Here is a 25072-nt window from a genome sequence, read left to right as displayed (position 1 = left end):
CTATGGAAGGGACTGGTCGCACGTGATGACCGAGATGAGCCGTCGTTCCCAGACTGACAACGGCTACAGCACCGGCACCCGGGGCCATGCCCTGCGCTTGGCCGACGTGACCAAGGTGTACGGCAAGAACGGCCGCGGCGTCCGCGCCCTCGACGGGGTCTCGGTGAGCATCGAGCGAGGTTCCTTCACCGCCGTGATGGGCCCTTCGGGCTCCGGCAAGTCCACCTTCCTGCACTGCGCCGCGGGCCTCGACCAGCCGTCCACGGGGTCGTCCTACATAGGCGACACGCAGCTCAACGACCTGAATGAGACGGCGCTGACCAAGTTGCGCCGCAAGCGCATCGGCTTCGTCTTCCAGGCCTTCAACCTCATCCCCTCGCTGTCGGTGCTCCAGAACGTGGAGCTGCCCCTGCGCCTGGCGGGCGAGAAGCTGGACAACGCCTGGCTGAACGAGATCCTGACCCGCGTCGGCCTCGGCGGACGCGCCGCCCACCGCCCCGCCGAACTCTCCGGCGGCCAGCAGCAGCGCGTCGCCATCGCCCGCGCCCTGATCACCCGGCCGGACGTCATCTTCGGCGACGAGCCGACCGGCGCCCTGGACACCGTGACCGCCAAGGAGATCCTCTCCCTGCTGCGCTCCTGCGTGACCGACACCGGCCAGACCGTCGTCATGGTCACCCACGACCCGGTCGCCGCCTCCTACGCCGACACCGTGCTGTTCCTCGCCGACGGACGGCTCGCGGGCCGGCTGGACGCCCCGACCGCCGACCGTGTCGCCGAGCGCATGACACACCTGGGAGCGTGGGCCTGATGCTGCTGCGTTACGCACTGCAGACCCTGAAGGCCAGGAAGGGCGGCTTCATCGGCGCCTTCCTCGCCCTCTTCTGCGCCGCCGCCCTGGTCACGTCCTGCGGAATCCTCCTGGAGACCGGGCTGCGCGGCACCATCGGCACCGAGCGCTACGCGGCCTCTCCCGTCATCGTCGGCGGCGACCAGAACGTCCACCAGACCACCGTCAAGAAGAAGAAGGGCAAGACCAAGACCAAGCACAAGGCCAAGCCGCTGGCGGAGCGCGTCTGGCTGCCGGCCGCGACCACCGGCAAACTGGCCGGGCTCCCCGGCGTCGAGCGGGCGGTCCCCGAGCTCACCTTCCCCGCGTACGCGGTCTCTCCCGACGGCCGGGTCGTGCCCGGCGTCGACGACAAGCCGTCCTACGGGCACGCCTGGACCTCGGCCGTCCTGACCCCCTTCACGCTCACCGCGGGCACCGCGCCCAAGAGCGGCGACGAGGTCGTCGTCGACCGTGAACTCGCGGACCGCGCCGGGCTCAAGCCCGGCAGCGAGCTCGTCATCCAGTCGACCGGCGCCCCCGCCACGTACAAGGTCACCGGCATCGCCGCGGCCAAGGGCGGCGATCTGAAGCAGCAGACGGCGCTGTTCTTCTCCGACGAGGAGGCCCAGGCCCTCGCGGACCGCGAGGGCCTGGTCGCCGCGGTCGGCGTACTGCCCAAGCCGGGCGTCTCCACCAAGGATCTGTCCGGACAGGTGAAGGAGGCCCTGAACGGCACCCCGTACAAGGTCGCGACCGGCGGCGAGCGCGGCCCGGTCGAGTTCCTGGACGCCGGCAAGGCCAGGATCAAGCTGGTCTCCATCGGCGGCGCCATGGGCGGTACGTCCCTGCTCGTCGCCATCCTTGTCGTCGTTTCCACCTTCGCCCTCTCCATCCAGCAGCGCTACCGCGAACTCGCCCTGCTGCGCGCCATCGCCGCGACCCCCAAGCAGGTCCGCCGGCTCATCGGCTGCGAGGCCCTGATCATCGGCGCGCTCGCGGGCGTGGGCGGCTCGATCGCCGGACTGCCTCTCGGGTACTGGCTGCACAGCGAGTTCATCGACCTCAAGGCGATCCCGAACACCCTGGAACTGACGTACGGCGTCGTCCCGTTCTTCGCCGCCATCGGCGCCTCTCTGCTGGGCGCGTGGGCCGCGGCCCGTATCTCCGGCCGGCGCACGGCCAGGATCCGCCCGGCCGAGGCGCTCTCCGAGGCGGCCATGGAACAGCGCCACTTCGCCTGGGGCCGGATCCTGGCCGGCGTGGCCGTCCTCGGCGTCGGTGTCGGGCTTCTGGTGCTGCTCGGCTTCCTCCGTACCGAGCCGGCGTCGTCGCCCGTGACCTTCCTGGCCGTCATCGTCCTGGCCGTCGCGGTCTCGCTGCTCGGCCCGGTCATCTCCCGGGTCGCGGTCGCGATCCTCGGCGTCCCGCTGCGCTTCTCGCGCGTCGGGGGCCACCTCGCCGCGGCCAACGCCCGCGCCAACGCCAAGCGGATGGCCGCCGCGGTCACCCCGCTCGTCCTGCTCATCGGCATGACCTGCACGGTTCTGTTTGTGCAGACCACGATGGGCGACGCCGCCAAGGCGCAGGCCAAGGACGGAAACAAGGCGGACTGGGTGGTCGGTTCGAGCGGACCGGGCGTCCCCGGCGAGGCCACTGCCGCGCTGCGGCAGGTCCCCGGAGTCACGGAGGTCACCGAGGTCGTACGCACCACGGTCCGCGTCGGCCTGGAGAAGTACCCCGCACAGGGGCTGACACCGCAGGGCCTGACCACGAACTTCGACCCGGACGTCTCCCGAGGCACGATCAAGGGCTTCGGCGACCAGAGCGTGGCGCTCAGCGACGTATCGGCCGACAGCCTCGGCAAGAAGCCGGGCGACGAACTCAAGCTGACTCTCGGCGACGGCACCCCCGTCACCCTGAAGGTCGTCGCCGTCTACGAACGCGGTCTCGGCTTCGGCGACCTGACCATGTCGCACGCCCTGGTCTCGCGGCACGTCGACAACCCGCTCGCCTCCTCCGTACTCGTCAAGACGGCGGGCGACGGCAGGGCGGGACGGGAACAGCTGGCCGCCGCCGTCAAGGGCTTCCCCGGCATCGCGGTCCTCGACCGCGATCAGGTGGACGACCTGGCGGCCGAGGCACAGCAGTCCAACGCCGAGGTCAACTACCTGGCCATGGCCCTGATCATCGCGTTCACCGCGATCGCCGTGGTCAACACACTGGCCATGTCGGTGACGGACCGGACCCGTGAGTTCGCGCTGTTGCGGCTCATCGGCACGACCCGCCGCCAGGTGAAGTCGATGCTGCGGATCGAATCGGCGCTGGTGATCCTGGTCGCCGTGGTACTGGGCAGCGCCATCTCGGTCGCCACGCTCACGGCCTTCGCCATCGGCATGACGGGCTCGTCATCGATCTCGGTCGACCCGGTGATGTACGCGGGTGTGATCGGCTTCGCGGCGGTGCTGGCGGTGCTGGCCACGGTGATCCCGGGCCGGGTCGCGCTGGGCGGCCGTCCCGCGGATGTGATCAGCTCGGGCGAGTAGCGGCGAGTAGCGGCGAGTAGCGGCGGGTTCGCTTGAGGGGCGTACGGGAGACTCCCGTACGCCCCTCAAGCGTTGTAGCGCGTCAACGGCCGAAGGACCCGCCCTTCGGCTTGTGGACGCTCACCGGATCACTCACCGGATGATTCACCGGACCGCTCCGGCGTTGTCGTGCGTGCCCGCCGACGCCGCGTACAGAAGCACCAGTTCGTGGCACCGGTACAGCGGCAGCCCCTGCGGGTCCAGGCCGGACAGGTCCAGCAGCGCGGCGTCCACCAGCGACTCCAGGGCCCGTTCGGCGTCGTCCTCCGACAGCGCGAGCCGTGTCGCCGCGTCCCGCGCGGAGAACGGGTCGGTGCCGGTGCCCGCCAGCGCCACCAGTACGCTCCGCCCCTCGGGCGCCAGCCGGTGCACCGAGGGCAGCAGCGCCCCGGCCACATCGAGGTCGCCGAAGGACAGCTCGGCGAGCCTGCCCGCCGGGTCCGCGAGCCGGTTCGCCAGCCGGGCCGCCGGCCAGTGCGGCCGGGACGCCAGCCTGGCGCCGGTGACGGCCAGGGCGAGCGGCAGCCCGCCGCAGTACGCCACCAGGTCGTCGGCGGCGTCGGGATCGGCCGTCAGCCGCTCCTGGCCCGCCGCGGCGGCGAGCACCCCCAGCGCCTCGTCGTCGTCCAGCGGGGCCAGCGCCACCGTGTCGGCCCCGGCCACCCGCACCAGCCTGGCCTGGCTGGTGATGAGCACGGCCGACTCGGACCCGGCGGGCAGCAGCGGCGCGAGCTGAAGATCGCCTGCGGCGTTGTCCAGCACCACCAGCAGCCGCTTGCCGGCGGTCCGGGTGCGGAAGAGCCGCACCAGCTCCTCCCGGTCGGCGACGAGCGCCCCGCCGCGTCCGGGCTCCGGCTCACCGAGCGCGCGCAACAGCCGCACCAGCACCTGGCCGGGGTCCTTGGGGGTGCCGTCGGGGTGGCACAGCTCGGCGAAGAGCTGCCCGTCGGGGAAGTGCCGCGCACTACTCTCCGCGGCCCGGACCGCGAGCGCGGTCTTGCCGATGCCGGCCATACCGGTGATCAGCAGCCGCCGGGGCTTCCCGGTCGGCAGGGCGAGCCGGTCCGTCAGCACGGCCAGTTCGTCCTCCCGCCCGATGAACTCCCCGTCGGCGGCGGGCAGCATGGCGGGAGCGTCGGCCGCCGGCTGTACGGCCTGGACCGCGGGCTCCTGTAGGGCCAACCCGCCGCCGAGCACGGCCTGGTAGGTCGCGCCGAGCGTCTCACCGGGGTCGACCCCGAGCCGCTCGACGAGCACCCGCCGCCCCTCGTAGTACGTCTGCAGGGCGTCGGCCTGCCGCCCGCACCGGTACAGCGCGGTCATCAACTGGGCGCGCAGCCGCTCCCGTACGGGGAACTCCGCGACAAGCCCGGTCAGCTCGGCGGTCACCTGCTCATGCCCGCCGAGGGCGAGATCGGCCTCGATCCGGTTCTCCAGCGCGAACATCCGCGCCTCCTCCATCCGCGGCAGCTCGGCCTCCAGCAGGAACTCCGTGACATTCGACAGGGCGGATCCGCGCCACCAGCTCAACGCCTCGGTGAGCAGGGCCTGCGCCTCGGCGTAGCGGTGCTCACGCAGTGCGTCGCGGCCGAGCCGGTCGAGGCGCACGAACTCCACGACGTCGATACGCGCACCGGGGGCCCGCAGCACATAGCCGGGCGGGCGCCGGACGATCTCGACCTCGTCACCCAGATGCTTACGCAGCCGGGACATGTACGTATAGATCTGAGCGCCGGCTGTGACGGGCGGGTTCCACCCCCACAGCAACGTACGGAGCCTGGCGTCGGCGACGAGGCGCCCTCTGGCCAGCAACATCGCCGCGAGGACCGTGTGCAGTTTGGAACCGGACAGGGCGATCCGTTCTCCGCCCCGCCGCGCCTCCACCGGCCCGAGAATCCGGAAGTCCATGCGGCACCCCCTTTCTGATGTGAGCGTCCTGCATGGACTCAGAAGGTAGGCAGGGGCTTTATCCACTCGTTATCGCCTCACCACCGATGCCAACTGCGAGCCGGAGACCGGCACATCGTGGGAGCCCGCGGCCGTAGCCGGTTAGGAACAAATCTCGCCAACATCGAGATTTCTGGAGAAGGAGTCCCTGGAGGGGGAACATCCGTGCGGTGAATGTTGCTGTCCGTGCATGAGCGCGGACAGAACCGACTGGATAGCCAACGTCACCGGACAAGCCTGGTTCGGTGGCGCGGTGGCGATCGGCCTTTCCGTGTTGTCCGCGCTCGCGTACGCGGTCGCGGCGGTCCGTCAGGAGCGCGTGGCGAGCCGCGTCCGCTCCGCCCCCTCTGTCTCCTCTGTCCGTCGCACCGGGTGGGCCGCCACATTCACCTCGTCCGCCTGGTGGCTCGCGGTGGCGCTCAACGGCGTTGGCGCCCTTCTGCATGTGATCGCCCTGCGGTACGGCTCGCTCACCCTGGTACAGCCGCTCGGCGCGCTCACACTGGTGCTCGCGCTGCCCCTCGGCGCCAGGTGGGCCCGGCGCCGGGTCTCCGCGGACGAGCGCCGCGGTGTCGTACTGACCCTCACCGGGCTGGCGGGCGTGCTGCTGCTCACGGCCACGCAGGACGGGATCGGCGCGCTGACCGCGTCGCAGGTCGACCGCGTACTCGTCGCCACGGCGCTGCTGCTGGCCGCGCTCTGCGCGACGGCTTTCACGTACGCGGTGCGCAGGCCGACCGTCCACGCGCTCCTGCTCGCGACCGCGTCCGGGGTGGCGTTCGGCATGGGGTCGGTCCTCAGCCAGACCGTCGCCGTACGCGTGTCCGCCGCGGGCGTCGGCGAACTGCTCGGTGTCAGCACCCTCGCCGTGGTCGCCCTGTCGGTCGGCGGTCTGCTGCTGTCCCAGTCGGCCTACCGCTCCGGTGGCCTCGGCGCGCCGCTGGCCACGGTGACCCTGGTCAACCCGCTCGCGGCGGCGGCGGTCGGCCTGACCCTTCTCGGCCAGGGCTTCGCGGCGGGCACGGCGGGCATCGCCGTCGCGGTCGCCTCGCTGGGGTTCGTGGCGGCCGGAGTCGTGCTGCTGACCCGGCCCGCCGCCGCGCCGTCGTCGGTGGTGCCCCTTCAGCGCCGGGCGGGCAACCGGCAGTTGCCGCCGGGGTTCGGCGCTGCCGCCTGAGCGGAGTCGTTCAGTGGCCCGCCTGTCGTGTGCCGTGGCCGCCTCCGGACGCGTACCGCTCCGGCCTGCGGGTACTCGCCTCGGGCAGATCACAGGAGAACCGCAGGGGGGCCATAGGAACCGCAGGGAGATGAAACGAGATGATCTCCGACATGGTGATGGTGCCTGCCGGCAAGGCGGTGCTGACCGGCGATCTGGTCGTACCCGGTCCGATCCGGTCGGTCGTGCTCTTCGCCCACGGCAGCGGCAGTTCCCGCCACAGCGCGCGCAACCGCGCGGTCGCCGCCGAGTTGCACGCCAAGGGACTGGGCACCCTGCTGCTCGACCTGCTGACCGAGCGCGAGGAGCGCGAGGACGCGGTGACGACCAGGCACCGCTTCGACATTCCCCTGCTGGCCGGGCGGCTGGTGGCCGCCATCGACTGGCTGCGGGAGGAGCCGGACACCCGCGGCGTGCCGGTGGGCCTGTTCGGCGCCAGTACGGGAGTGGCAGCGGCGCTCGTGGCGGCCGCCGAGCGGCCGGAACGGGTGTACGCGGTGGTCAGCCGCAGCGGTCGGCCCGACTTGGCGGGCGATGCGCTGGAACGGGTACGTACGCCCGTCCTGCTCATGGTCGGCGGCCACGACGAGATTCTCCTGCGGCTCAACAAGGAGGCCGCGGGGCGGCTGTCCGGGCCGCACAAGGTTCACATCGTGAGGGGCGCCACGCATCTGTTCGACGAGCCCGACGCGCTGGAGCAGGTGGCCGCCGCCTCCTGCGACTGGTTCCTCGCCCAGGCGATGAGCAGGACGAACGGGATGGGCAAGGGGGCCGCGGTATGACCTTGGCGTCCGGAGTCTCCGCCGCCTCGGACATGGCTGCCGCTTCGGACATGGCTGCCGCCTCGGACACGGCTGTCGCCCCGGACGTGGCGGCGCGGATCCGTGAGGACGCGCTGCCGCTGGCCGGGCCGGAATCGCTGGACGCGCTGCTGGAGCGGATCGGCGACGCCCGTTATGTACTGCTCGGCGAGGCGTCCCACGGCACCGCCGAGTACTACCGGTGGGGGGCCCTGCTGACCCGGCGGCTGATCGAGGAGAAGGGGTTCTCCTTCGTCGCCGTGGAGGGCGACTGGCCCGACTGCATGGCCGTTCACCAGTGCGTGACCGCCGCGCCGGGCGCCCCCGACGATCCACTTGAGGTGCTGGAGGGCTTTACCCGCTGGCCCGCCTGGATGTGGGCGAACACCGATGTGGCCGCCTTCGCCCGCTGGCTGCGGCAGCACAACGCGTGCCTGCCGCAGCGCCGCCGGGTCGGCTTCTTCGGCTTGGACGTCTACTCCCTGTGGGAGTCGCTGCACGCCGTGCTGAACCATCTGCACACCCACGACCCGGGCCAGGTCGAGTCGGCGCTGGAGGCGTATCGCTGCTTCGAACCGTATGCCGAGGACCCGCAGGCGTACGCCCGTGCCACCCAGCTGATCCCGGCCGGCTGCGAGCCGGAGGTCCTCTCGCTGCTCGTACGGTTGCGCCGACAGGCGAACGAAGCGGCGGAAGCGGCGGGGGCGGCTGAGGCGGCGCCGCACGACGGCGATCTGGCGGAGTTCGCGTTCCGGCAGAACGCCGAGGTGCTGGCCGGGGCCGAGGCGTACTACCGGGCGATGGTGCACGGCGGCCCGGCGTCGTGGAATATCCGCGACCACCATATGGCCGACACTCTCGACCGTCTGATGGAACACCACGGCCCTGAGGCCAGGGCGGTGGTCTGGGAACACAACACCCACATCGGCGACGCCCGCGCCACCGACATGGCCGACGCCGGGATGGCCAACGTAGGACAGCTGGTGCGCGAACGCCACAGCGCCGAGGGTGTGGTGCTGGTCGGCTTCGGCGGGTACGAGGCACGGTGATCGCCGCGGACTTCTGGGGCGCGTGTCCGCGTGTGAAGCGGGTACCGCCCGCGCGGCCCGGCAGCGTAGAAGACGTGCTGCACCAGGCACTGCGGGCACGGCCGTCCGAGCAGGACGCCCTGTTCGTCTTCCCGCCCGCGCGCCACGGTCTGCACCGCGACCGCGAGGGGTGCGAGTGGTACGCGGCCGAACGCGAGCACCGGGCGATCGGTGTGGTCTACCGGCCGGGTCGGGAGCGCTGGGGCAACTACGTACCCACCGTCCTTGCCGAGCGCTACGACGCCTTCTGCCACCTCGACCGTGCGACGGCCCTGAGCCCGCTGTATACCCTGCCGCCGGACACAGACGAGGACGAAACCTGGCCCACCGGTCTGTGAGTCTCAGCGAGTCTCAGCGCTGGTAGACGGCCACCAGAGTGCCGCTGGCGAGCTCCCTCTTCTCGATCGCCTGATGCACCTGCTCGGCGGACGGCGCATCCGGGAGCGCACACGGCTCGGACAGAGCGTAGAGGTGGAAGAAGTAGCGGTGCGCCTCATCGCCGGGAGGCGGATGCGGCCCGCCCCAGCCACGCTCGCCGAAGCCGTTGACCAGCTCGGTGCCGCCCGGCGGGCACTGCCCGGCCTCCGCGCCGCCGCTGCGGGGGTCGATGCCGACCACCACCCAGTGGACGAAGGTGCCCGAGGGGGCGTCGGGGTCCTCGCACAGCAGCACCAGTTCGACCGCGTCGTCCGGCACGCCGGACCAGGTCAGCGGTGGTGAGGTGTTGTCCCCCTCCCACGCGTAGGTGCGCGGGACGGGGGCGTGGTCATTGAATGCGGAGCTTCTGAGATCAATTCCAGCCATGTGGGGCGGGGTACCCCTGAGAGACCGCCCTAGTCTCGTGGTCGCTGCCGCTCAGTCGCTCAATCGCTCAGGTCGGCTTTTCCGAACAGCACGGCATAGCCGGAGGGCAGCTGGCTGATGATCTGGTTGAGCTCCCCCGGGGAGACGGCGTCGGCGAGCGTTGACAGGACGGCGCTCGCATCCCATTGCGCGGTGCGGTCGTGTGCCCCGGTGCGCTCGGCGATCCGCCGGTAGAACTGCTCGACGCCGTACGACTCACCCCGCTCCTCCATATCGACCTCCAGGGCCTCCTTCAGCGGCGCTGCCAGCTGGGAAGCCAGGTCCTTTGCCTCACTGGGCGTGATGCGGTGGGCGAGCACCTGCAGGACGGCCTTCGCGACCTGCGCGGCCTCGTCCTGGTTGGCGTACTCGCCGCGCTCTCTTACGCGTGCCAGGAATTCGTCATACCTCATGAGTCTCCTCCTGGATCGAAACGGATCGACCGAGAGTGTGACGTGGGTCATTGTGTACATCAGGCGATATATGCCCACCATGAGGGACGATCCCGGGAAGAATCTGCCCCTGCGAAGAGCGGTCCCTATGAGTAAGCATGTGCACGTCCGCCTCAATCGAGGCATGTCCGTCTCCGATGACGGCGAACTGATCGAGCAGTTCCACTGCCGGTGCGGAGCCACCTGGACCAAGAAATACCAGACCGAGGGCCCGGAGTCGGAGTAGACGTGGCCTCCCGCGGGCTCAGGGCCCCGCGGCCGTCCCAGGGCGCCCCATGGCGATTGACGCAGCGGATTACGCCGTCTCGCCGGTGATCTGGCGCTTACCGCCGATCGTGATCTTGCGGCGCTTCGCCTCCGCCGTCTTCGGGATACGCACGGTGAGAATGCCGTCCGTCAGGTCGGCGTCGATATTCTCGGCGTCCGCACTGCCCGGCAGGCTGGTGCGGTAGGGGATTTCCCGGTCCGGCGGCTGAGCACCTTGCCGCGCTTTTCCTCGCTCATTTCCCCGCTGATGGACAGCTCGTCGCCTTCGAGTTCGATGTCCACGTTCTCCGCGGGAATCCCGGGCAGTTCCGCCCGCACGATGTATGCGTCCTCGGTTTCTTCCTCCTCGGCCACCGGCAGCCATGCCGCCACAGCGCCGGCTCCCATCGCCGTGTCCGGGCAAGCTCCTTGCCACCGGCGGGTAACCGCCCCCTGGGCTGCTAAACAGGCTCTTTGGATGTGTGTACGCCCCGCGTCGACGCGTTACGCGGCTACGCGGGGCGTACATCAGGTGGGTCCTGGTCAGGCGGGGGTGACGCGCTCTGCCTGCGGTCCCTTCGGTCCTTGGACGACGTCGAACTGAACCTTCTGGCCCTCAGTGAGCTCGCGGTATCCGCTGCTTTCGATGGCGGAGTAGTGCACGAACACGTCCGGGCCGCCGCCGTCCTGCGCGATGAAGCCGAAGCCCTTTTCCGGGTTGAACCACTTCACAGTGCCGGTAGCCATTCTGATCTCCTTCAAGGGGCGGGAGCGCGGAGCGCGTCCCGCTTTGTGCGGTTGTGGTGCGATAGTCACGGGTTCCCACCGACAGCGGCGGCAGACACGCCCATACGGACTCAGTACAAGGTGATCGGGTGAACACGCGGCGACGGTGGCGACGGCGGTGACGGGCCGGCTACGGGGCGGTTACGGCCCGATGGCCGACTGCCTCAGAGCGCGGCGTTGAGCAGATCGAGGGCGCTGTGCTGGCGGGCGGCATCCGCCCGGTCCAGCGGGCCCGACCAGCGGAGACCGTACTGGTCGAGGGCATTGCGGTCCCGCGCGTAGGCGCTGTCGGCCTGGCGCTTCAGATAGTCGCTGTACGGCCGGCCGGCCAGTACAGCATTCAACTTGCCCAGGCCCCGGACGTGCGCGCCCTTGAAGGAAGGACCGTCGGCCGCGCAGTCACCCGACTCGCACGGCTCGCGGAGGATGCCCGCGGAGGTGTGGAGGGAGGAGGCGGTGGTGGCCGCGTCGGCGATCTGCCGGGCGGTGGTCAGCGTCGGGGCATCGCGGGTGGCGCGGTAGAGCTCGGAGAGGCCTCCGAGGAGCACGCCCTGGTTGTACGTCCAGGCGGTGCCGCCGTTGTTGCGGCAGGTGGACAGATCGATGCCGTCGTTCACCAGGCGCGAGCTGTTGATCATCCCGGTTCCCTGGAACCATGACCAGTCGGCCGTGGCGCGCTGAAGATGGACCGTATCGCCCGCGATGCGGTTGTGCAGAGCGGCGTTGAGCTGGATGTAGAGCGAGTTGGTGATGGCGTTCTTGTATGTCTTTCCCGTGGTCCACCACACCCCGCCGCCGCAGGTGGTGTCCCAGTACGCGGCCATGTGGTCGGCGTCGGCGCGGGCGGTGTTCAAATAGCGGGTGTCGCCGGTCAGGTCGTACGCGGCGATCCAGGCGAGGCCCCACCAGCCCGTGTCGTCCAGGTATTCGTTGCGGAACTGCCCCTGTAGCACGTTCAGTTGGCGGTTGTAGGTGTTGGCGATGGCGTACCGGTAGCTGTCCATGCCGCTGACCCTGATGTTGTCGATGACCGCGGTGAGGGCATTGGCGGCGTTCCACCAGCCGGTGGTGTCGAACAGGCCGTTGCCGTTGTTGTAGAACATCATCTGCGTGGTGGCCGCGGCGGTGCGCGGGTCGCTCGCGTTCGCTGTGGCGCGCGCCCACTGCGTACAGGCGATCTCGGGGCGGCCTGTGGCCTTGCCGCAGGCGCGCAGCGCGCCGACGCCGTGGTTGGCCCGGTCGTCCACGTTGTACATCAGCGTGCGCCAGCCGCGCTGCCCCGTGGGTACGGTCGTATCGCCGAGGCGGCTGCCGGAACTCCAGGTGCGCCCGCCGTCGAAGGAACGGTCCAGCCATACGCCGTCACCCGGGCTGCCATTGTCGATCGAGGCCCAGCCCATGGCGTCCGGGTCGTCGAAGTGCAGGGTGATGGTGCGGGAGAAGAGGGTGGCGGTGACGGGGGTACGGTCCGTAGGCGAGAGCGCCGGGTCCCGGCCGTCGCAGTGCGTGTTGCAGATGGCTGCTGCGGGAGAAGCGGCTGCTGGGAAGGTGGCTGCTGGGAAGGTGGCTCTGCCCGCTTCCGCGGCTTCGGCCGGTACGGAGGTGAGGAACAGCAGCGTGGCCGCAACCAGTGCCGCCTTCACCGGGCTCGGTCCTGATCCAGCCATGCGGAAGACATCAAACTGCCCCGGGGTGTTGGTCCATACCTTGTCGGGGGGAAGTGAACTCCCCGGGTGATGCCCTGTCAATGACCGGTGCGCTCCCCGCGAGTTGATGGGCAGTGCGGCTCAACGACCGCACTGCCCATCAGGTTTTGCTCTGTACGGGTGTTCTTTTCAGGAGGGGGTGGGGTGCCTCACCGACTCCTCACTGCACTGACTCCTCACTTGTTGAGGGTGCAGGGGGCGAGGCTGTCGAGGCCCTGGGGCTTGGCGGCGGTGCGGCCGATGGCGGTGGCCATGCGGTTGATGGTGGAGACGCGCTTGTCTGCCAGGGGGCCGAGGATGGCGTTCTGGATGAAGTTGGGTCCGCCCTGGCCGACGGTGTCGATGAGGCGCTTGTTGGCCTCGGCGATCTGGGTGTTGAGGAGGGCGAGGTTGCGGTCGATCTCTGCCTTGGCGGAGGCCGGTACGGCGGGGAGGCTCGGTGCGACGGCGGGGCAGTTGACGGTGCCCGGGGCGCCGGCGCCGTTTCCGGCGCCCGCGTTCGCCCCATTGCCCGCCCCGTTGCCCGCCCCGGCGTTACCGCCCTGGTTGGCGGGCGGGGTGCTGGGGTTCTGGGCTTGACCATTGCCCGCATTGCCCGCCGCGCCTGTGTTGAGGGTGCAGGGGGCGAGGCTGTCGAGGCCCTGGGGTTTGGCGGCGGTGCGGCCGATGGCGGTGGCCATGCGGTTGATGGTGGAGACGCGCTTGTCTGCCAGGGGGCCGAGGATGGCGTTCTGGATGAAGTTGGGTCCGCCCTGGCCGACGGTGTCGATGAGGCGCTTGTTGGCCTCGGCGATCTGGGTGTTGAGGAGGGCGAGGTTGCGGTCGATCTCTGCCTTGGCGGAGGCCGGTACGGCGGGGAGGCTCGGTGCGACGGCGGGGCAGTTGACGGTGCCCGGGCCGGCGGCCTTCGTGGTGGCTGTGCTCGTGCCCTTGTCCTGCCCGGCCATGGCCGAGCTGACGATCACGGCTCCGGACAGTACGAGCGCGGCTGCGCCGCCGCCGATGATGACACGCCGCTTGCGGTACTTCGGAAGAGCCCTGGACATCGCAGAAACCTCACTCGGTCAGTGTGGGGAAGCCGACCGGCGAGTGATCGGACAGCTTCCGTTACGGGGGGTGGGAACGAGGCGCCTGCGTTCGGATGGGATTACGGAGACGGTCGGCCCGATGTTCATCCCTCAACGAGATTTTCTGATCACGGTGACCGCCCCTGCTCTTGATCTCAGGCGATCTTGGGTAATAGGTGCATATGGTGCATGCATATAAATCGGGCAGTGCAGGCAGCGCATATGAGGAGCAGCCGTGACGGAGCCCTGTGTCACCTGGCTCTACGCCGTCGCTTTCGGCGATGGGCGGGACCCTCTCGCCGGCATCGGCATGACCGGAGTGGCCGGTGAGGAGGTGCGCGCCGTCGAGGAGACAGGTCTCGTCGGCATCGTCGGATCGGTGCCGGTCAAGGACTTCCGCGACCCGGGTCGGCTGGAAGGGGCCGTCGAGGCCCACGACCTGGTGATCCGCACACTGGCCCGGACGAGAAACGTCGTCCCTCTGCACTTCGCGACGGCCTGCGAGGACGACGACCACGTCCGCTCCCTCCTCGCGAAGCGGCGCACGGAGTTCGTGTCGGCGCTCGACCGGGTCGCGGGGCGTACGGAGTGGGGCGTCAAGGCCTACGTCGGCACTTCGGCGGAGGGCGCAGCCGACCACCACCACGACAGACGGGACGACCAGGACGACCAGTCTTACGTCGGCGAGGGTCCTGGCACCGCGTGCCTCGTACGCCACCGGGTCCACCAGGAGCGACAGGCGCACGGCCAGCTCCAGAGCCAGGAAGCGGCTCTCACGGAGGAGGCCGAGGAGATCGACGCCGCCCTCCAGGAGTTCGCGGTGGAGTCGGTGCCCAGCCACCCCAGGCCCGCGGGCACGATGATCCTGGACACCGCGTATCTCGTGCCGGACATCCGTGCGCAGGAGTTCGCCGCCACCGTGGAAGCGCTCGGCAGGCGCTTCCCCGACGTACGGATCGAACTCCTCGGCCCCTGGCCCGCGTACACCTTCACCGGCGGCGACATCACCGGCATCACACCGGAGGGCGGTGGTGCTCCCTCAGTCCTCGCCCCCGGCGAACTGGAAAACGAACCCGAACACCCCGGCCGCCAGAATGCCGAGACCGATCAGCGCCAGCCATAGGCCGTAGACGACGCCGACGGCCAGTACGGCACTGCCTGCCGCGGTCAGCACGGGATAGGCGCTGTGCGGCGCGAAAAATCCCCGGGAGCCGAAGCTCTCGCGGATCTCGGCGTCCCTGCGGTCCTCCGGCCGAGCGCCTTTCGCCCGGTAGTTCCTGCCGAAGAAGAACGAGACAAGGCACGACATGATGAAGGCGACGGTGAGCGCTGCGATACCGGCGGGCTCTTTCGACCACACCCCGTACAGCACGTCCGTCACCAGAAAGAACAACGCCACCCCGGCGAACAGGTATGCCTCGGTCCTCATGCCGTCACCTCACCTCGCCTCGTGTTCCGTGCGCTGGATGGGGCACCGTCGCCACCTCGGGATGGTTCAGGTCGAAGGCCGGTGAGTCGGTACGTACGCGGGGCAGGGCACGGAAATTGTGCCTCGGCGGCGGACAGGAGGTCGCCCACTCCAGGGAGCGGCCGTACCCCCACGGATCATTGACTCCCACCTTTGGCCCATGGCGAGTGGTGTGCCACACGTTGTAGAGAAACGGCAGGGTCGAAAGCCCCAGCAAGAAGGAACCGATGGAGGAAATGGTGTTCAGGAGAGTGAAACCATCGGCGGCTAGATAGTCGGCGTACCGCCGGGGCATCCCCATTTCGCCGAGCCAGTGATGGACCAGGAATGTGGTCTGGAATCCCAGGAACAGCGTCCAGAAGTGCACCCGCCCAAGCCGCTCGTCCAGCATGCGCCCGGTCCATTTCGGCCACCAGAAGTAGAACCCGCCGAACATGGCGAACACCACCGTTCCGAAGAGCACGTAATGCAGATGCGCCACGATGAAGTACGTATCCGTGACATGGAAGTCCAGCGGCGGTGATGCGATCATGACGCCGCTGAGCCCGCCCAGCAGGAAGGTGACGAGAAACCCCAGTGCCCAGAGCATCGGCGTCTCGAACGAGACGCTTCCGTTCCACATCGTGCCGATCCAGTTGAAGAACTTGACCCCCGTGGGCACCGCGATGATGAACGACATCAGGGAGAAGAACGGCAGGAGCACAGCTCCCGTGGCGAACATATGGTGCGCCCAGACCACTGCGGACAGCATGGTGATCATAATTGTGGCGCCCACCATTCCGACGTATCCGAAAATCGGCTTCCGGCTGAAGACCGGAATGATTTCGGTCACCACGCCGAAGAAGGGAAGGGCCACGATATAGACCTCGGGATGGCCGAAGAACCAGAACAGATGCTGCCACAGCAGCGCGCCGCCGTTCGCCGGGTCGTAGATGTGCGCACCGAACTTTCGGTCCGCCTCCAGGGCCAGTAGAGCCGCCGCCAGCACCGGAAAGGAAACCAGCACCAGAATGGAGGTGAACAGCACGTTCCAGGTGAAGATCGGCATACGGAACATGGTCATCCCCGGCGCGCGGAGGCACACGATGGTGGCGATGAAATTGACCGCGCCGAGCGTCGTGCTGACTCCGGTCAGTACCAGTCCCATTGCCCACAGGTCCCCGCCCTCGCTCGGGGAGTACACGGGGCCGTTCAGCGGGGCATAGGCGAACCATCCGAAATCGGCCGCCCCGACCGGCGTGAGGAAACCGGACACGACGATCAGCCCGCCGAAAAGGAACAGCCAGTAGGTGAAGGCGTTCAACCGGGGGAAAGCGACGTCGGGCGCGCCGATCTGCAACGGCATGACCGCGTTGGCGAATCCGGCGAACATCGGAGTCGCGAAAAGCAGCATCATGATCGTGCCGTGAATGGTGAACAGCTGGTTGAACTGCTCCCTGCTGACAATCTGCAGGCCGGGGCGCGCCAGCTCGGCCCGCATCATCATGGCCATGACTCCGGCGAGCAGAAAGAACCCGAACGCCGTGACCATGTACAGATTTCCGATGACCTTGTGGTCCGTCGTCGTCAGCCAGTCCCGGATGCGGTTCCCGGTCGCGTTCCGGTCGTTCCCCGGCACGGCTTCCGTAGCCGCTTCAGCCGCCTCTGTGGAGCCGTGGACCATCCGGGTTTCTCCGTTCGCCGCCGGGACACAGACCGCCCGTCGCGGAATTCCGCGACGGGCGCCGCATGCTATGTCCCTTTTTCCCGGGCGACGGGCGACAGCCGGTGACTGCTCCGTCCGGCGTCGGAAAGTGCCCTCGTACGGCGGATAACCTGCCGATCCCCGAACCCTGTCGTGCCCTCAGCCGCCGACGCCGCCGCTCCCGAAGCCGCCGCCCTTGTTCTGGTCCTTCTCGGGCACGCCCTTCTCCGGCGGTTCGACGCCGTGGCTGCCGTACTGCTTCAGCTCATAGGGCATGAGGCGGTGCCCGTCGGCCGGGAACGCCTCCTCGTCCGCCTCCCGGATCTCCTCGACGTGCGTGCGCAGGGAAGGCGCGTGCGGCTGCTCCTCCGGGGTCGGCGGCGGCGGCTCCGACGCCCGCCAATTGATGCCCAGCCGCACCGCCAGGATCAGGACGATGGTGACGACGATCCCCGCGATGAACGGGCCGATACCGATGATCAGGTCGCTTGCCGCCGTCTCGACGAGCGCGTCGAGTGCATGCTGCTGCGTTCCGCTCAGCGCGTTCATGTCTCGTGCCTCCCTACCCTCCCTGCGCGGTTCGCGGCCCTACCCCTCGCGGATACCTCAGCCGCGCCGGATCAAACGGCTCAACGGCCCCGCGAAACACGCCACCGTGCCCTTCCGGCCCCCTGACCACCCGCGCCCGTACGCTCGCTGCGCAGGACGCACCGACTCCGCTGGAGCACCCCGGAAGGCAGGAGCAGCCCCGTGATCTTCTTCCGGCGGACACGGCTGAAGACACACGCCGCGAAAGGGACCGCCAGGCATGCCGCCCACCGGACCGTCGGCCGCGTCGCCGAAGGGCTGGACGCCCGGCTCCCCGCCTCCGAAGGCGGTCAGCTGCTCCGTAAGGCGTTCCCCAACCACTGGTCGTTCCTGCTCGGCGAGCTGGCCCTGTACAGCCTGATCGTGCTGATCGTCACCGGCGTGTATCTGACCCTGTTCTTCAAGCCGGAACTGCGCGAAGTGGTGTACGACGGGTCGTACACGCCGCTCCGGGGCGTACGGATGTCGCAGGCCTTCGACTCCACCCTCAACATCAGCTTCGACATCCGCGGCGGTCTGCTGATCCGGCAGCTGCACCACTGGGCGGCGATCTTCTTCGTCGCCGCGATCGGGGCGCATCTGCTGCGGATCTTCTTCACCGGGGCGTTCCGCAGACCCCGTGAAGCGAACTGGACCATCGGGGTGACGCTCTTCCTGCTCGCCCTGGCGGAGGGGTTCGCGGGCTACTCACTGCCCGATGATCTGCTCTCCGGCACCGGAATGCGGATCGCGCAGGGCATCATGCTGTCGATCCCGGTGGTGGGGACGTACGTCAGCATGTTCGCGTTCGGGGCGGAGTTCCCAGGCGAGGACATGATCACGCGGCTGTACGCGGTGCACATCCTGCTCCTGCCGGGGCTGCTCATCGGCCTGGTCACCATCCATCTCATCCTCGTCTTCTACCTGAAGCACACCCAGTGGGCGGGCCCGGGCCGCACCAACCGCAACGCCGTCGGCAAGCCGTTCTTCCCCCAGTTCGTCACGTCGTCCAGCGGGCTGTTCTGCATCGTCGCCGGCGTGCTGACGGCCCTCAGCGCGATCGCTCAGATCAACCCGGTGTGGGCGTACGGGCCGTACCGGCCGGAGCTGGTGTCGACGGGCTCGCAGCCGGACTGGTACGTCGGCTTCCTGGAGGGCGCGCTGCGGCTCGTACCGCCGTGGGAGACGAACATCGCCGGGCACACCCTGATGTGGAACGTCCTGCTGCCCGCGGTGGTGCTGCCCGCTCTGCTCTTCGCGGTGCTGTACGCGTATCCGTTCTGCGAGGCCCGGATGACGGGCGACCGGCGCGAACACCACCTGTGCGACCGGCCGCGCGACCGCCCGGTGCGCACCGGGCTCGGGGTCGCCGCCGTCGTCTTCTACGGTGTGCTGCTGCTGGCCGGGGGCAACGATGTGGTGGCGTACACCTTCCGGATCTCGGTCAACGCTCTGACCTGGGTGCTGCAGGCGGCCTTGATCGTGCTGCCGGTTGTCGCGTTCATGGTCACCAAGCGGCTCTGCCTCGCGCTCCAGGACGCGGAGCGCGAGCGGCAGGCCAAGGGCGCGGAGACGGGCTATGTGCGGCAGACGGTGGAGGGCGGCTATGAGCAGGTACGAACCGGACCACGCCACGACGCGCGGTGACGGTGGGCCGTTCGAGATGCGGGGGCGCGGAAGCCTTGGTTCGCTGGTGGGGCCAGCTCTCCCAACTGCCCGAGGAGTGACCATGAGCGTCGCAGGCGAGCCCGCAGGCCGAGTGCAGCAGATGCGCGAGAAGGCACAGGAACTGAGCGAAGCCGCGGAGCGCGCGACCGACCCGATCCAGCGTGAGCGGCTTCAGGAGAAGGCACGGCGGCTGGAGAAGCAGAGCAGGCAGGAGCAGAGCCTGCAGGAGGGCGGCTCGACGGGCGGGCAGCAGTACCCGCCCGAGTAGCGCCCCTGGCCCCTGGCCTCGGTGGCCTCCCATCCGCAGCCCGCGGACCGGAGGCCACCGAGGAGCGCGAGGAGCGTGAGGAGCGTGAGGAGAGCGAGGAGAGCGAGGAGAGCAAGTTCAACAAGGAGGACGGCCGCATGCCCATCGCCACGGTGAATCCCGCCACCGGAGAGACGCTCAAGACCTTCGACGAGCTCGGACCCGAGGAGCTCGAACGCCGCCTGGCGCTCGCCGAGACCGCCTTCGCCCAGTACCGGACCACCTCCTTCAGCCACCGGGCCGAGCTGCTGAACCGCGCAGCTGACCTGCTGGACCAGGACCAGCCGGACATCGCCCGCACCATGACCACCGAGATGGGCAAGCCGATCGCCGCCGCCCGCGCGGAGGCGGCGAAGTGCGCGAAGGCGATGCGCTGGTACGCCGAGCGCGCCGAGGAACTGCTCGCCCCCGAGCAGCCCTCGGCCGCCGATCTGAAGGACTCCGGAGCCTCCCGGGCGAGCGTCCGCTACCGCCCCCTCGGCCCTGTCCTGGCCGTGATGCCGTGGAACTTCCCGCTCTGGCAGGTCGTACGCTTCGCCGCCCCCGCGCTCATGGCGGGCAACGTAGGCCTGCTCAAGCACGCGTCGAACGTCCCGCAGACCGCCCTCTACCTGGAGGACCTCTTCCAGCGCGCCGGGTTTCCCGATGGGTGCTTCCAGACGCTGCTCGTGGGATCCGGCGCGGTCGAGGGCATCCTGCGCGACCGCAGGGTGGCCGCCGCCACGCTCACCGGCAGCGAGCGGGCCGGGCGTTCCGTCGCCGCCGTCGCGGGCGACGAGGTGAAGAAGACCGTGCTGGAGCTCGGCGGCAGTGACCCCTTCGTCGTGATGCCGTCAGCCGATGTCGAGCGGGCCGCCCGTACGGCGGTGACGGCCCGGGCGCAGAACAACGGGCAGTCCTGCATCGCCGCCAAGCGGTTCATCGTCCACGCCGAGGTCCACGACGCCTTCTGTGAGCGCTTCACCGCGGGAATGCGGGCGCTGAGCGTGGGCGACCCGATGCGGGAGACAACCGACGTCGGCCCGCTCGCGAGCGAACAGGGGCGCGCCGATCTGGAGGCACTGGTCGATGACGCCCTGCGCCTCGGGGCGGTGGCACAGTGCGGAGCGCGGCGCCCCGAGAAGCGTCCCCGGGGCTGGTACTACGAGCCCACGGTCCTCACCGGAGTGTCCGACAGCATGCGCATCCACCGGGAGGAAGCCTTCGGCCCGGTGGCGGCGGTCTACCGGGTCGCCGGCCTCGACGAGGCGGTGACCGTCGCCAATGACACGCCCTTCGGTCTCAGTTCCAATGTGTGGACACGCGACGACGGGGAAGTGGAGCGCTTCGTGCGCGACCTGGAGGCGGGCGGGGTCTACTTCAACGGAATGACCGCCTCGCACCCGGCGCTGCCCTTCGGCGGCGTCAAGCGCTCCGGCTACGGCAGGGAGCTGTCCGGCCACGGGATCCGCGAGTTCTGCAACGTCACCACCGTGTGGCACGGCCCGGAACCGGACGACGTCAACGCCCCTGTCGAGTGAGCGGGCGTCGAGTGAGCGGGCGTCGAATGAGGGGGATCCCTCCGGGTACCCGCAGTGCGGGCAGGGGGCAGTGAGAGGAGGCTCGTCATGAGTGCCGATATGTGGGGCTATCCCGAGACCGCGGGCTTTGTGCCGGGCGCACAGCTCGTCGGGTACCACGTCGAGGCGGCCGACGGATCCATTGGAAAGGTCGACAAACATACGGAGGATGTGGACCGGTCCTACATCGTCGTGGACACCGGCCCATGGATCTTCGGCAGGCGGGTACTCCTCCCCGCGGGCCTGGTGACACGTATCGACACGGAGACCGAGACGGTGCATGTCTCCTGCATGAAAGAGGAGGTCAAGGACTCGCCGGACTACGAGAGCCGCGGCCACGGACCGGAGAGCGACAACACGTTCATCCAGCTGATCGAGCAGTACTACGTGCACCGGCGACCGTGACGCGACCGCCGGACGCGTGCCTCCTCCCGCAGGCGCGGAAAGCCAAACCACGTGTCGGTGTTGGGCCGAACGGGTGAGGAGCGGGAGGATGGGGTCATGAGTAGGTACGAGAGGTACGACGTCACCGACGAACAGTGGGAAGGCCTGGCACAGGTCGTCCCGTTGCGCAGCCGTAACGAGTGGCCTTCAAGGGTCGACCACCGCGCCGTCCCGCAGGAATACGCGGGGGCCGGGCAACGCCGTTTCATCGTTCTGCGGGTGCAGGTTTTCGCCGACGCGCGCGAGGTCGCCGACCACCTCATCGCCCAGATCCCGGTGCTGCTGGACCTGACCGGCGCCGAGCCCGATGTGGCCAAACGTATCCTGGACTTCAGCAGCGGTGTTGTCTTCGGTCTTGGCAGCGGAATGCACCGGGTCGACCGGAATGTGTTCCTCCTGGCCCCGGTCGGTACGGAGGTGGAAGGCATCGCGGCTGCCGCCGTACCCCGTTCGTAGGAAAGTCATAGAGGCGGAACGTTTCCCGCCTTTCGCGCTGCGTACCGTCCCGCCATGGACACAGCCACCCCCCTCACCAGCGCGAACAGCGCCCGCCCCGCAGTCACCGAACTACGGCTCTCCGCCTTCAAGACCCACCGGGGCGCGGTCCTGCCCCTCGGTCCGCTGACGCTCCTCGCGGGGGCGAGCGGCAGCGGCAAAACAAGCGTCCTGCAGGCGTACGAGGCGCTGGCGCGGCTCGGTGCGGGGCACAGGCTGCCGGCCGCCTTCCCGGATCCGGCGGCGTGTGTGCCGGAGCGGGCGGCGGCCGACGGGCAGGGGCGGCGCGGATTCCGGATCGGCTGCACCGTCGACGGCCCGGCCGGTCCCGTACAGCTCGACCTCGCCGTACAGGCGGAGCCCGAACTGCGTGTCGTGGGGGAGCGGCTGACCGGCGGCGGGCGGACCCTGCTGGCCACCGCGTTGCGCGACCCGGGACGGTCCTCGGTGCAGGCCGCCTGGTACACGGCCGGGCTGTCGCCGGTGACGCGCGCCCCACTGCCGGACGACCGGCTCGGCACGGCCCTGCTGCCGCTGCGCGTGGCGGGCAAGACCCAGGGCCAGCTGCGGGTGCTGGCGGCGGCGGAACAGGTCGTCCTGGCGCTGCGGTCGGTCTTCCCCTGCGATCCGCAGCCGCGTCGGATGCGCGAACCGGTGGCGGTGGGGGAGGGGGTGCTGCGGCGTGGCTGCGACAACCTGGCGGAGGTGCTGCACCGTACGCGGAGCGAGTGCGCCAAGAGGCATGTACGGCTGGCGGCGGCGGCGCGGGCGGGCTGCGCGGGAGAGGTGGCCGATCTGGCAGTCGAGGAGCTCGGCGACGGGATGGTACGCGCGCTGCTGGCCCGGGGCGGCGGGCTGCGGGCGACCCCCGTGGAGCGGCTGGGCGAAGGCGAGTTGAGATACCTGGCGCTCGCGCTGGTGATCCTCACCGGGCCCGGGGTGCTCGCCATGGACCAGCCGGCCGAGCTGCCGGACGCGTACCGGTCGCTCACCGTTCTCGCGGACGGCTTCGACCGGTGTCTGGACCGGCGGCAGGCGCGTGAACTGGTGTGTCTGGGCGCCGAGATGTGCGAGCGGGGGCATATCCGGCTGGTCGGGACGGTCGCCGACGCCTCGTACGCGCGCGGGGTGGCCGGGGTGACGGTGGTAGACCTGGTGGCGTGATGAGAGAAGACGAGCTGGATGTGGCAGGGTTGCAGCGCAGGCTGGCCGAGTTCGCGGCGGCGCGGAACTGGCAGCCGTACCACACCCCGAAGAACCTGGCGGTGGCGCTGAGCGTCGAGGCGTCCGAACTGGTCGAGATTTTCCAGTGGTTGACCCCCGAGCAGTCGGCGCGGGTGATGGAGAGCGAGGAGTCGGCGCACCGGGTGCGCGACGAGGTCGCGGATGTGCTCGCGTATCTGCTGCAGTTCTGCGAGGTGCTCGGGATCGACGCGCTGGCGGCGCTCTCCGACAAGATCGACCGGAACGAGCTGCGCTTCCCGACAGAGTGACTGTCACTCTAAGTAGCGACAAAGTTATCCACAACGGTCGTGCTGTCCACAGATTTCCGAATTCCCCTGGCTTTTATGCTCAAGTTCACTCACTCTGGGTAGTGAACTAAATGGGCAGACAGTCGTATGAACGGGGCTGCGTACATGGAAGCGAAACGGCTCATCGGGGTAAGCCGGCACGCCCTGGCACAGAGCCGTGCGGTGCCGGACATCGTGGCGGAGGCCTGGCAGATCCAGGCACTCGCCCAGGCGATTGGAGGTCTGCTGGCTTCGGGCGGTCCGCTGGAGCTGAGGAGCGAGGCGCGCGAGCTCAGCGAGATCGGCGCGCGCGGGTGCGGGGCGCTCGACCACCCCATCGCGGGCAAGGACGGCGTGCGGGCCGCGCAGCTGTCCGAAGTGGCCGATGTGCGCGCGGCGTTGATCGGGCTGGGCGTGCTGCTGGGGGAGGTGGGAATCGCTCTGGTAGGCGGCGCCTGTGGCACAGAGGAGGAGGGGCTGTACTGGCAGTGCATCGAGGCGATTGACGCGGCGGACGAGTCGACTGACCGGGTGCGCGGAATGCTGCGGAAGCTGGCGGAGCGGGAGTCGGAGACGGACTCGGAGAGGGAGCCCGGGGCGGAGCCGGAGGAGCCTGCCCACATCATCCGGGACCCGGTTCGTCCGACTCGTTCGGATCGTCCCGCTCATCCAGCTCGTCTGGCGGCCGATGCGCTGGACGCGCTGAAGGTGATGGACCCGGTGGATGCCATGGACTCGGTGGATGCGATGGACTCGGCGGCGTGGCGAATATGACCGGGGACAGCCGTGGGGTAGCCGCCATGCCGGCCGGGGCGCGGGTGCAGGATGGAAGCATGGATCTTCGAATTTTCACCGAGCCCCAGCAAGGGGCGAGCTACGACACCCTGCTGACCGTTGCCAAGGCCACCGAGGACCTGGGCTTTGATGCCCTCTTTCGCTCCGACCACTACATGGTCATGGGTTCCGGCGACGGCCTGCCCGGACCCACCGACGCCTGGATAACGCTGGCCGGGCTGGCCCGCGAGACCAAGCGGATCCGCCTCGGCACGCTGATGACCGCCGGTACGTTCCGGCTGCCCGGCGTGCTGGCCATCCAGGTCGCGCAGGTCGACCAGATGTCGGGCGGCCGGGTCGAACTGGGCCTGGGCGCGGGCTGGTTCGAGGAGGAGCACAAGGCCTACGGCATACCGTTTCCCGGCGACAAGTTCGCGCGGCTGGAAGAGCAGCTGGCGATCATCACCGGACTGTGGGCGACCGAGACCGGCCAGACCTTCTCCTTCGACGGCGCGCACTACCAGCTCGTCGACTCGCCCGCCCTGCCCAAGCCCGCCCAGGCAAAGGTGCCGGTACTGATCGGCGGCACCGGCGCCACCCGCACCCCACGGCTGGCCGGGGTGTACGCCGACGAGTTCAATATGCCCTTCGCCTCGCCGGCGGACACCGAGCGGCAGTTCGGCCGGGTCCGCGCCGCCGCGGAGGCGGCCGGGCGCGCGGCGGACGACCTGGTGTACTCCAGCGCCCTGGTCGTCTGCGTGGGCAAGGACGACGCGGAGGTGGCGCGCCGGGCCGCCGCCATCGGCCGGGAGGTGGACGAGCTCAAGAGGAACGGACTGGCGGGCACGCCCGCCGAAGTGGTCGACACGATCGGGCGGTACGGCGCGACAGGGGCGTCCCGGTTCTATCTCCAGATCCTGGACCTCGATGACCTGGACCATCTGGAGCTGATCTCCGCGCAGGTCCAGTCCCAGCTGGGCTGACCCGCCCTGCCCCGGTTGGCCCCGCCCGCGCTGCCTCGCCTCGCCTC

At 69.5% G+C, this 25072-nt stretch carries 25 protein-coding genes and 2 pseudogenes; 16 read left to right on the top strand and 11 right to left on the bottom strand.

Annotated features, from left to right (window positions below; all coding sequences use genetic code 11):
* Positions 1–34: 34 nt before the first annotated feature.
* Both ACIHCQ_RS12820 and ACIHCQ_RS12815 read left to right on the top strand, forming a co-directional pair.
* Complete coding sequence (locus ACIHCQ_RS12820) at positions 35–811, top strand: ABC transporter ATP-binding protein (protein WP_399661126.1); 777 nt, start codon at positions 35–37, stop codon at positions 809–811.
* Positions 811–3375 carry an FtsX-like permease family protein gene (locus ACIHCQ_RS12815; protein WP_399661124.1) on the top strand — a complete coding sequence of 855 codons (2565 nt, stop codon included), beginning with the start codon at positions 811–813 and terminating at the stop codon, positions 3373–3375. Before ACIHCQ_RS12820 ends, ACIHCQ_RS12815 begins: the two co-directional genes overlap by 1 nt.
* 144 nt (positions 3376–3519) lie before the next feature.
* Here ACIHCQ_RS12815 and ACIHCQ_RS12810 read toward each other — a convergent pair whose 3' ends face one another.
* Positions 3520–5322: a BTAD domain-containing putative transcriptional regulator gene (locus tag ACIHCQ_RS12810; protein WP_399661122.1), complete on the bottom strand. Its 1803-nt coding sequence runs from the start codon at positions 5320–5322 to the stop codon at positions 3520–3522.
* A 229-nt stretch (positions 5323–5551) separates the two neighbouring features.
* Between ACIHCQ_RS12810 and ACIHCQ_RS12805 the strand changes: the two genes are divergently transcribed.
* The 3 genes and pseudogenes from ACIHCQ_RS12805 to ACIHCQ_RS12795 all read left to right on the top strand — a co-directional run bounded on the left by ACIHCQ_RS12805 (position 5552) and on the right by ACIHCQ_RS12795 (position 8803).
* Complete coding sequence (locus ACIHCQ_RS12805; protein ID WP_399661120.1) at positions 5552–6538, top strand: DMT family transporter; 987 nt, start codon at positions 5552–5554, stop codon at positions 6536–6538.
* Positions 6539–6678: 140 nt separating this feature from the next.
* Positions 6679–7359 carry a dienelactone hydrolase family protein gene (locus ACIHCQ_RS12800; RefSeq protein ID WP_399661118.1) on the top strand — a complete coding sequence of 227 codons (681 nt, stop codon included), beginning with the start codon at positions 6679–6681 and terminating at the stop codon, positions 7357–7359.
* Positions 7356–8803 (top strand): annotated as a pseudogene (locus ACIHCQ_RS12795) (erythromycin esterase family protein). Before ACIHCQ_RS12800 ends, ACIHCQ_RS12795 begins: the two are co-directional and overlap by 4 nt.
* Positions 8804–8816: 13 nt before the next feature.
* Here ACIHCQ_RS12795 and ACIHCQ_RS12790 read toward each other — a convergent pair.
* Both ACIHCQ_RS12790 and ACIHCQ_RS12785 read right to left on the bottom strand, forming a co-directional pair.
* On the bottom strand, positions 8817–9269 hold the full coding sequence (locus ACIHCQ_RS12790; RefSeq protein WP_399661116.1) for a YbhB/YbcL family Raf kinase inhibitor-like protein: 453 nt from the start codon (positions 9267–9269) through the stop codon (positions 8817–8819).
* 59 nt (positions 9270–9328) lie between these two features.
* On the bottom strand, positions 9329–9721 hold the full coding sequence (locus ACIHCQ_RS12785; protein ID WP_399661114.1) for a DUF2267 domain-containing protein: 393 nt from the start codon (positions 9719–9721) through the stop codon (positions 9329–9331).
* 127 nt (positions 9722–9848) lie between these two features.
* On the opposite strand from ACIHCQ_RS12785, the gene ACIHCQ_RS12780 reads away from it, so the two are divergent.
* A complete protein-coding gene (locus ACIHCQ_RS12780) occupies positions 9849–9986 on the top strand; it encodes a hypothetical protein (RefSeq protein ID WP_399661112.1) in 138 nt (45 codons plus the stop codon).
* Positions 9987–10055: 69 nt separating this feature from the next.
* Here the strand turns inward: ACIHCQ_RS12780 and ACIHCQ_RS12775 are convergent, their stop codons facing one another.
* The 5 genes from ACIHCQ_RS12775 to ACIHCQ_RS12755 form a co-directional block, all read right to left on the bottom strand.
* Complete coding sequence (locus ACIHCQ_RS12775) at positions 10056–10172, bottom strand: hypothetical protein (RefSeq protein WP_399661448.1); 117 nt, start codon at positions 10170–10172, stop codon at positions 10056–10058.
* Positions 10157–10399 (bottom strand): Hsp20/alpha crystallin family protein, encoded by a 243-nt coding sequence (locus ACIHCQ_RS12770; RefSeq protein ID WP_399661111.1) that lies wholly within the window; start codon positions 10397–10399, stop codon positions 10157–10159. Before ACIHCQ_RS12770 ends, ACIHCQ_RS12775 begins: the two co-directional genes overlap by 16 nt.
* Positions 10400–10549: 150 nt before the next feature.
* Positions 10550–10753, bottom strand: a complete 204-nt coding sequence (locus ACIHCQ_RS12765; protein ID WP_399661108.1) for a cold-shock protein — start codon at positions 10751–10753, stop codon at positions 10550–10552.
* A 203-nt stretch (positions 10754–10956) separates the two neighbouring features.
* A complete protein-coding gene (locus ACIHCQ_RS12760; protein WP_399661106.1) occupies positions 10957–12459 on the bottom strand; it encodes a glycoside hydrolase family 76 protein in 1503 nt (500 codons plus the stop codon).
* Between the two features lie 215 nt (positions 12460–12674).
* The gene (locus ACIHCQ_RS12755) at positions 12675–13544 is read right to left on the bottom strand and encodes a hypothetical protein (protein WP_399661104.1); all 870 of its coding nucleotides are present in this window, start codon (positions 13542–13544) and stop codon (positions 12675–12677) included.
* Positions 13545–13800: 256 nt separating this feature from the next.
* On the opposite strand from ACIHCQ_RS12755, the gene ACIHCQ_RS12750 reads away from it, so the two are divergent.
* A complete protein-coding gene (locus ACIHCQ_RS12750) occupies positions 13801–14688 on the top strand; it encodes a GvpL/GvpF family gas vesicle protein (RefSeq protein ID WP_399661102.1) in 888 nt (295 codons plus the stop codon).
* Here ACIHCQ_RS12750 and ACIHCQ_RS12745 read toward each other — a convergent pair.
* The 3 genes from ACIHCQ_RS12745 to ACIHCQ_RS12735 form a co-directional block, all read right to left on the bottom strand.
* Entirely contained in the window at positions 14605–14994 is a 390-nt protein-coding gene (locus ACIHCQ_RS12745; protein WP_399661100.1) for a cytochrome c oxidase subunit 4, read from the bottom strand. The two genes, ACIHCQ_RS12750 and ACIHCQ_RS12745, sit on opposite strands and share 84 nt — an antisense overlap.
* A gap of 4 nt (positions 14995–14998) precedes the next feature.
* Positions 14999–16696: a cytochrome c oxidase subunit I gene (gene ctaD / locus ACIHCQ_RS12740; protein WP_399661098.1), complete on the bottom strand. Its 1698-nt coding sequence runs from the start codon at positions 16694–16696 to the stop codon at positions 14999–15001.
* Positions 16697–16876: 180 nt separating this feature from the next.
* On the bottom strand, positions 16877–17266 hold the full coding sequence (locus tag ACIHCQ_RS12735; protein WP_399661096.1) for a DUF6479 family protein: 390 nt from the start codon (positions 17264–17266) through the stop codon (positions 16877–16879).
* A gap of 204 nt (positions 17267–17470) precedes the next feature.
* Here ACIHCQ_RS12735 and ACIHCQ_RS12730 point away from each other — a divergent pair, with 204 nt between their 5' ends.
* The 9 genes and pseudogenes from ACIHCQ_RS12730 (at position 17471) to ACIHCQ_RS12690 (ending at position 25025) form a co-directional block, all read left to right on the top strand.
* Complete coding sequence (locus ACIHCQ_RS12730) at positions 17471–18931, top strand: cytochrome bc complex cytochrome b subunit (RefSeq protein WP_399661446.1); 1461 nt, start codon at positions 17471–17473, stop codon at positions 18929–18931.
* Positions 18932–19013: 82 nt separating this feature from the next.
* Positions 19014–19220 (top strand): DUF6381 family protein, encoded by a 207-nt coding sequence (locus ACIHCQ_RS12725; protein WP_399661094.1) that lies wholly within the window; start codon positions 19014–19016, stop codon positions 19218–19220.
* A 137-nt stretch (positions 19221–19357) separates the two neighbouring features.
* The gene (locus tag ACIHCQ_RS12720) at positions 19358–20779 is read left to right on the top strand and encodes an NADP-dependent succinic semialdehyde dehydrogenase (protein WP_399661092.1); all 1422 of its coding nucleotides are present in this window, start codon (positions 19358–19360) and stop codon (positions 20777–20779) included.
* 87 nt (positions 20780–20866) lie between these two features.
* The gene (locus ACIHCQ_RS12715; protein WP_399661090.1) at positions 20867–21223 is read left to right on the top strand and encodes a PRC-barrel domain containing protein; all 357 of its coding nucleotides are present in this window, start codon (positions 20867–20869) and stop codon (positions 21221–21223) included.
* 96 nt (positions 21224–21319) lie between these two features.
* Entirely contained in the window at positions 21320–21718 is a 399-nt protein-coding gene (locus ACIHCQ_RS12710; protein ID WP_399661088.1) for a cell division protein SepF, read from the top strand.
* A 54-nt stretch (positions 21719–21772) separates the two neighbouring features.
* Positions 21773–22921 (top strand): AAA family ATPase, encoded by a 1149-nt coding sequence (locus ACIHCQ_RS12705; protein ID WP_399661086.1) that lies wholly within the window; start codon positions 21773–21775, stop codon positions 22919–22921.
* On the top strand, positions 22921–23250 hold the full coding sequence (locus ACIHCQ_RS12700) for a nucleotide pyrophosphohydrolase (RefSeq protein WP_399661084.1): 330 nt from the start codon (positions 22921–22923) through the stop codon (positions 23248–23250). The genes ACIHCQ_RS12705 and ACIHCQ_RS12700 overlap by 1 nt, the downstream gene beginning before the upstream one ends.
* 144 nt (positions 23251–23394) lie before the next feature.
* Positions 23395–23883, top strand: a pseudogene (locus ACIHCQ_RS12695) (DUF6099 family protein); the annotation flags it as partial.
* A 218-nt stretch (positions 23884–24101) separates the two neighbouring features.
* The gene (locus ACIHCQ_RS12690) at positions 24102–25025 is read left to right on the top strand and encodes an LLM class F420-dependent oxidoreductase (RefSeq protein ID WP_399661082.1); all 924 of its coding nucleotides are present in this window, start codon (positions 24102–24104) and stop codon (positions 25023–25025) included.
* Positions 25026–25072 lie beyond the last annotated feature (47 nt).

The sequence above is a fragment of the Streptomyces sp. NPDC052236 genome, from assembly GCF_044548015.1.
Lineage (GTDB): Bacteria > Actinomycetota > Actinomycetes > Streptomycetales > Streptomycetaceae > Streptomyces.
This window is presented reverse-complemented; position numbering and strand designations above follow the sequence as displayed.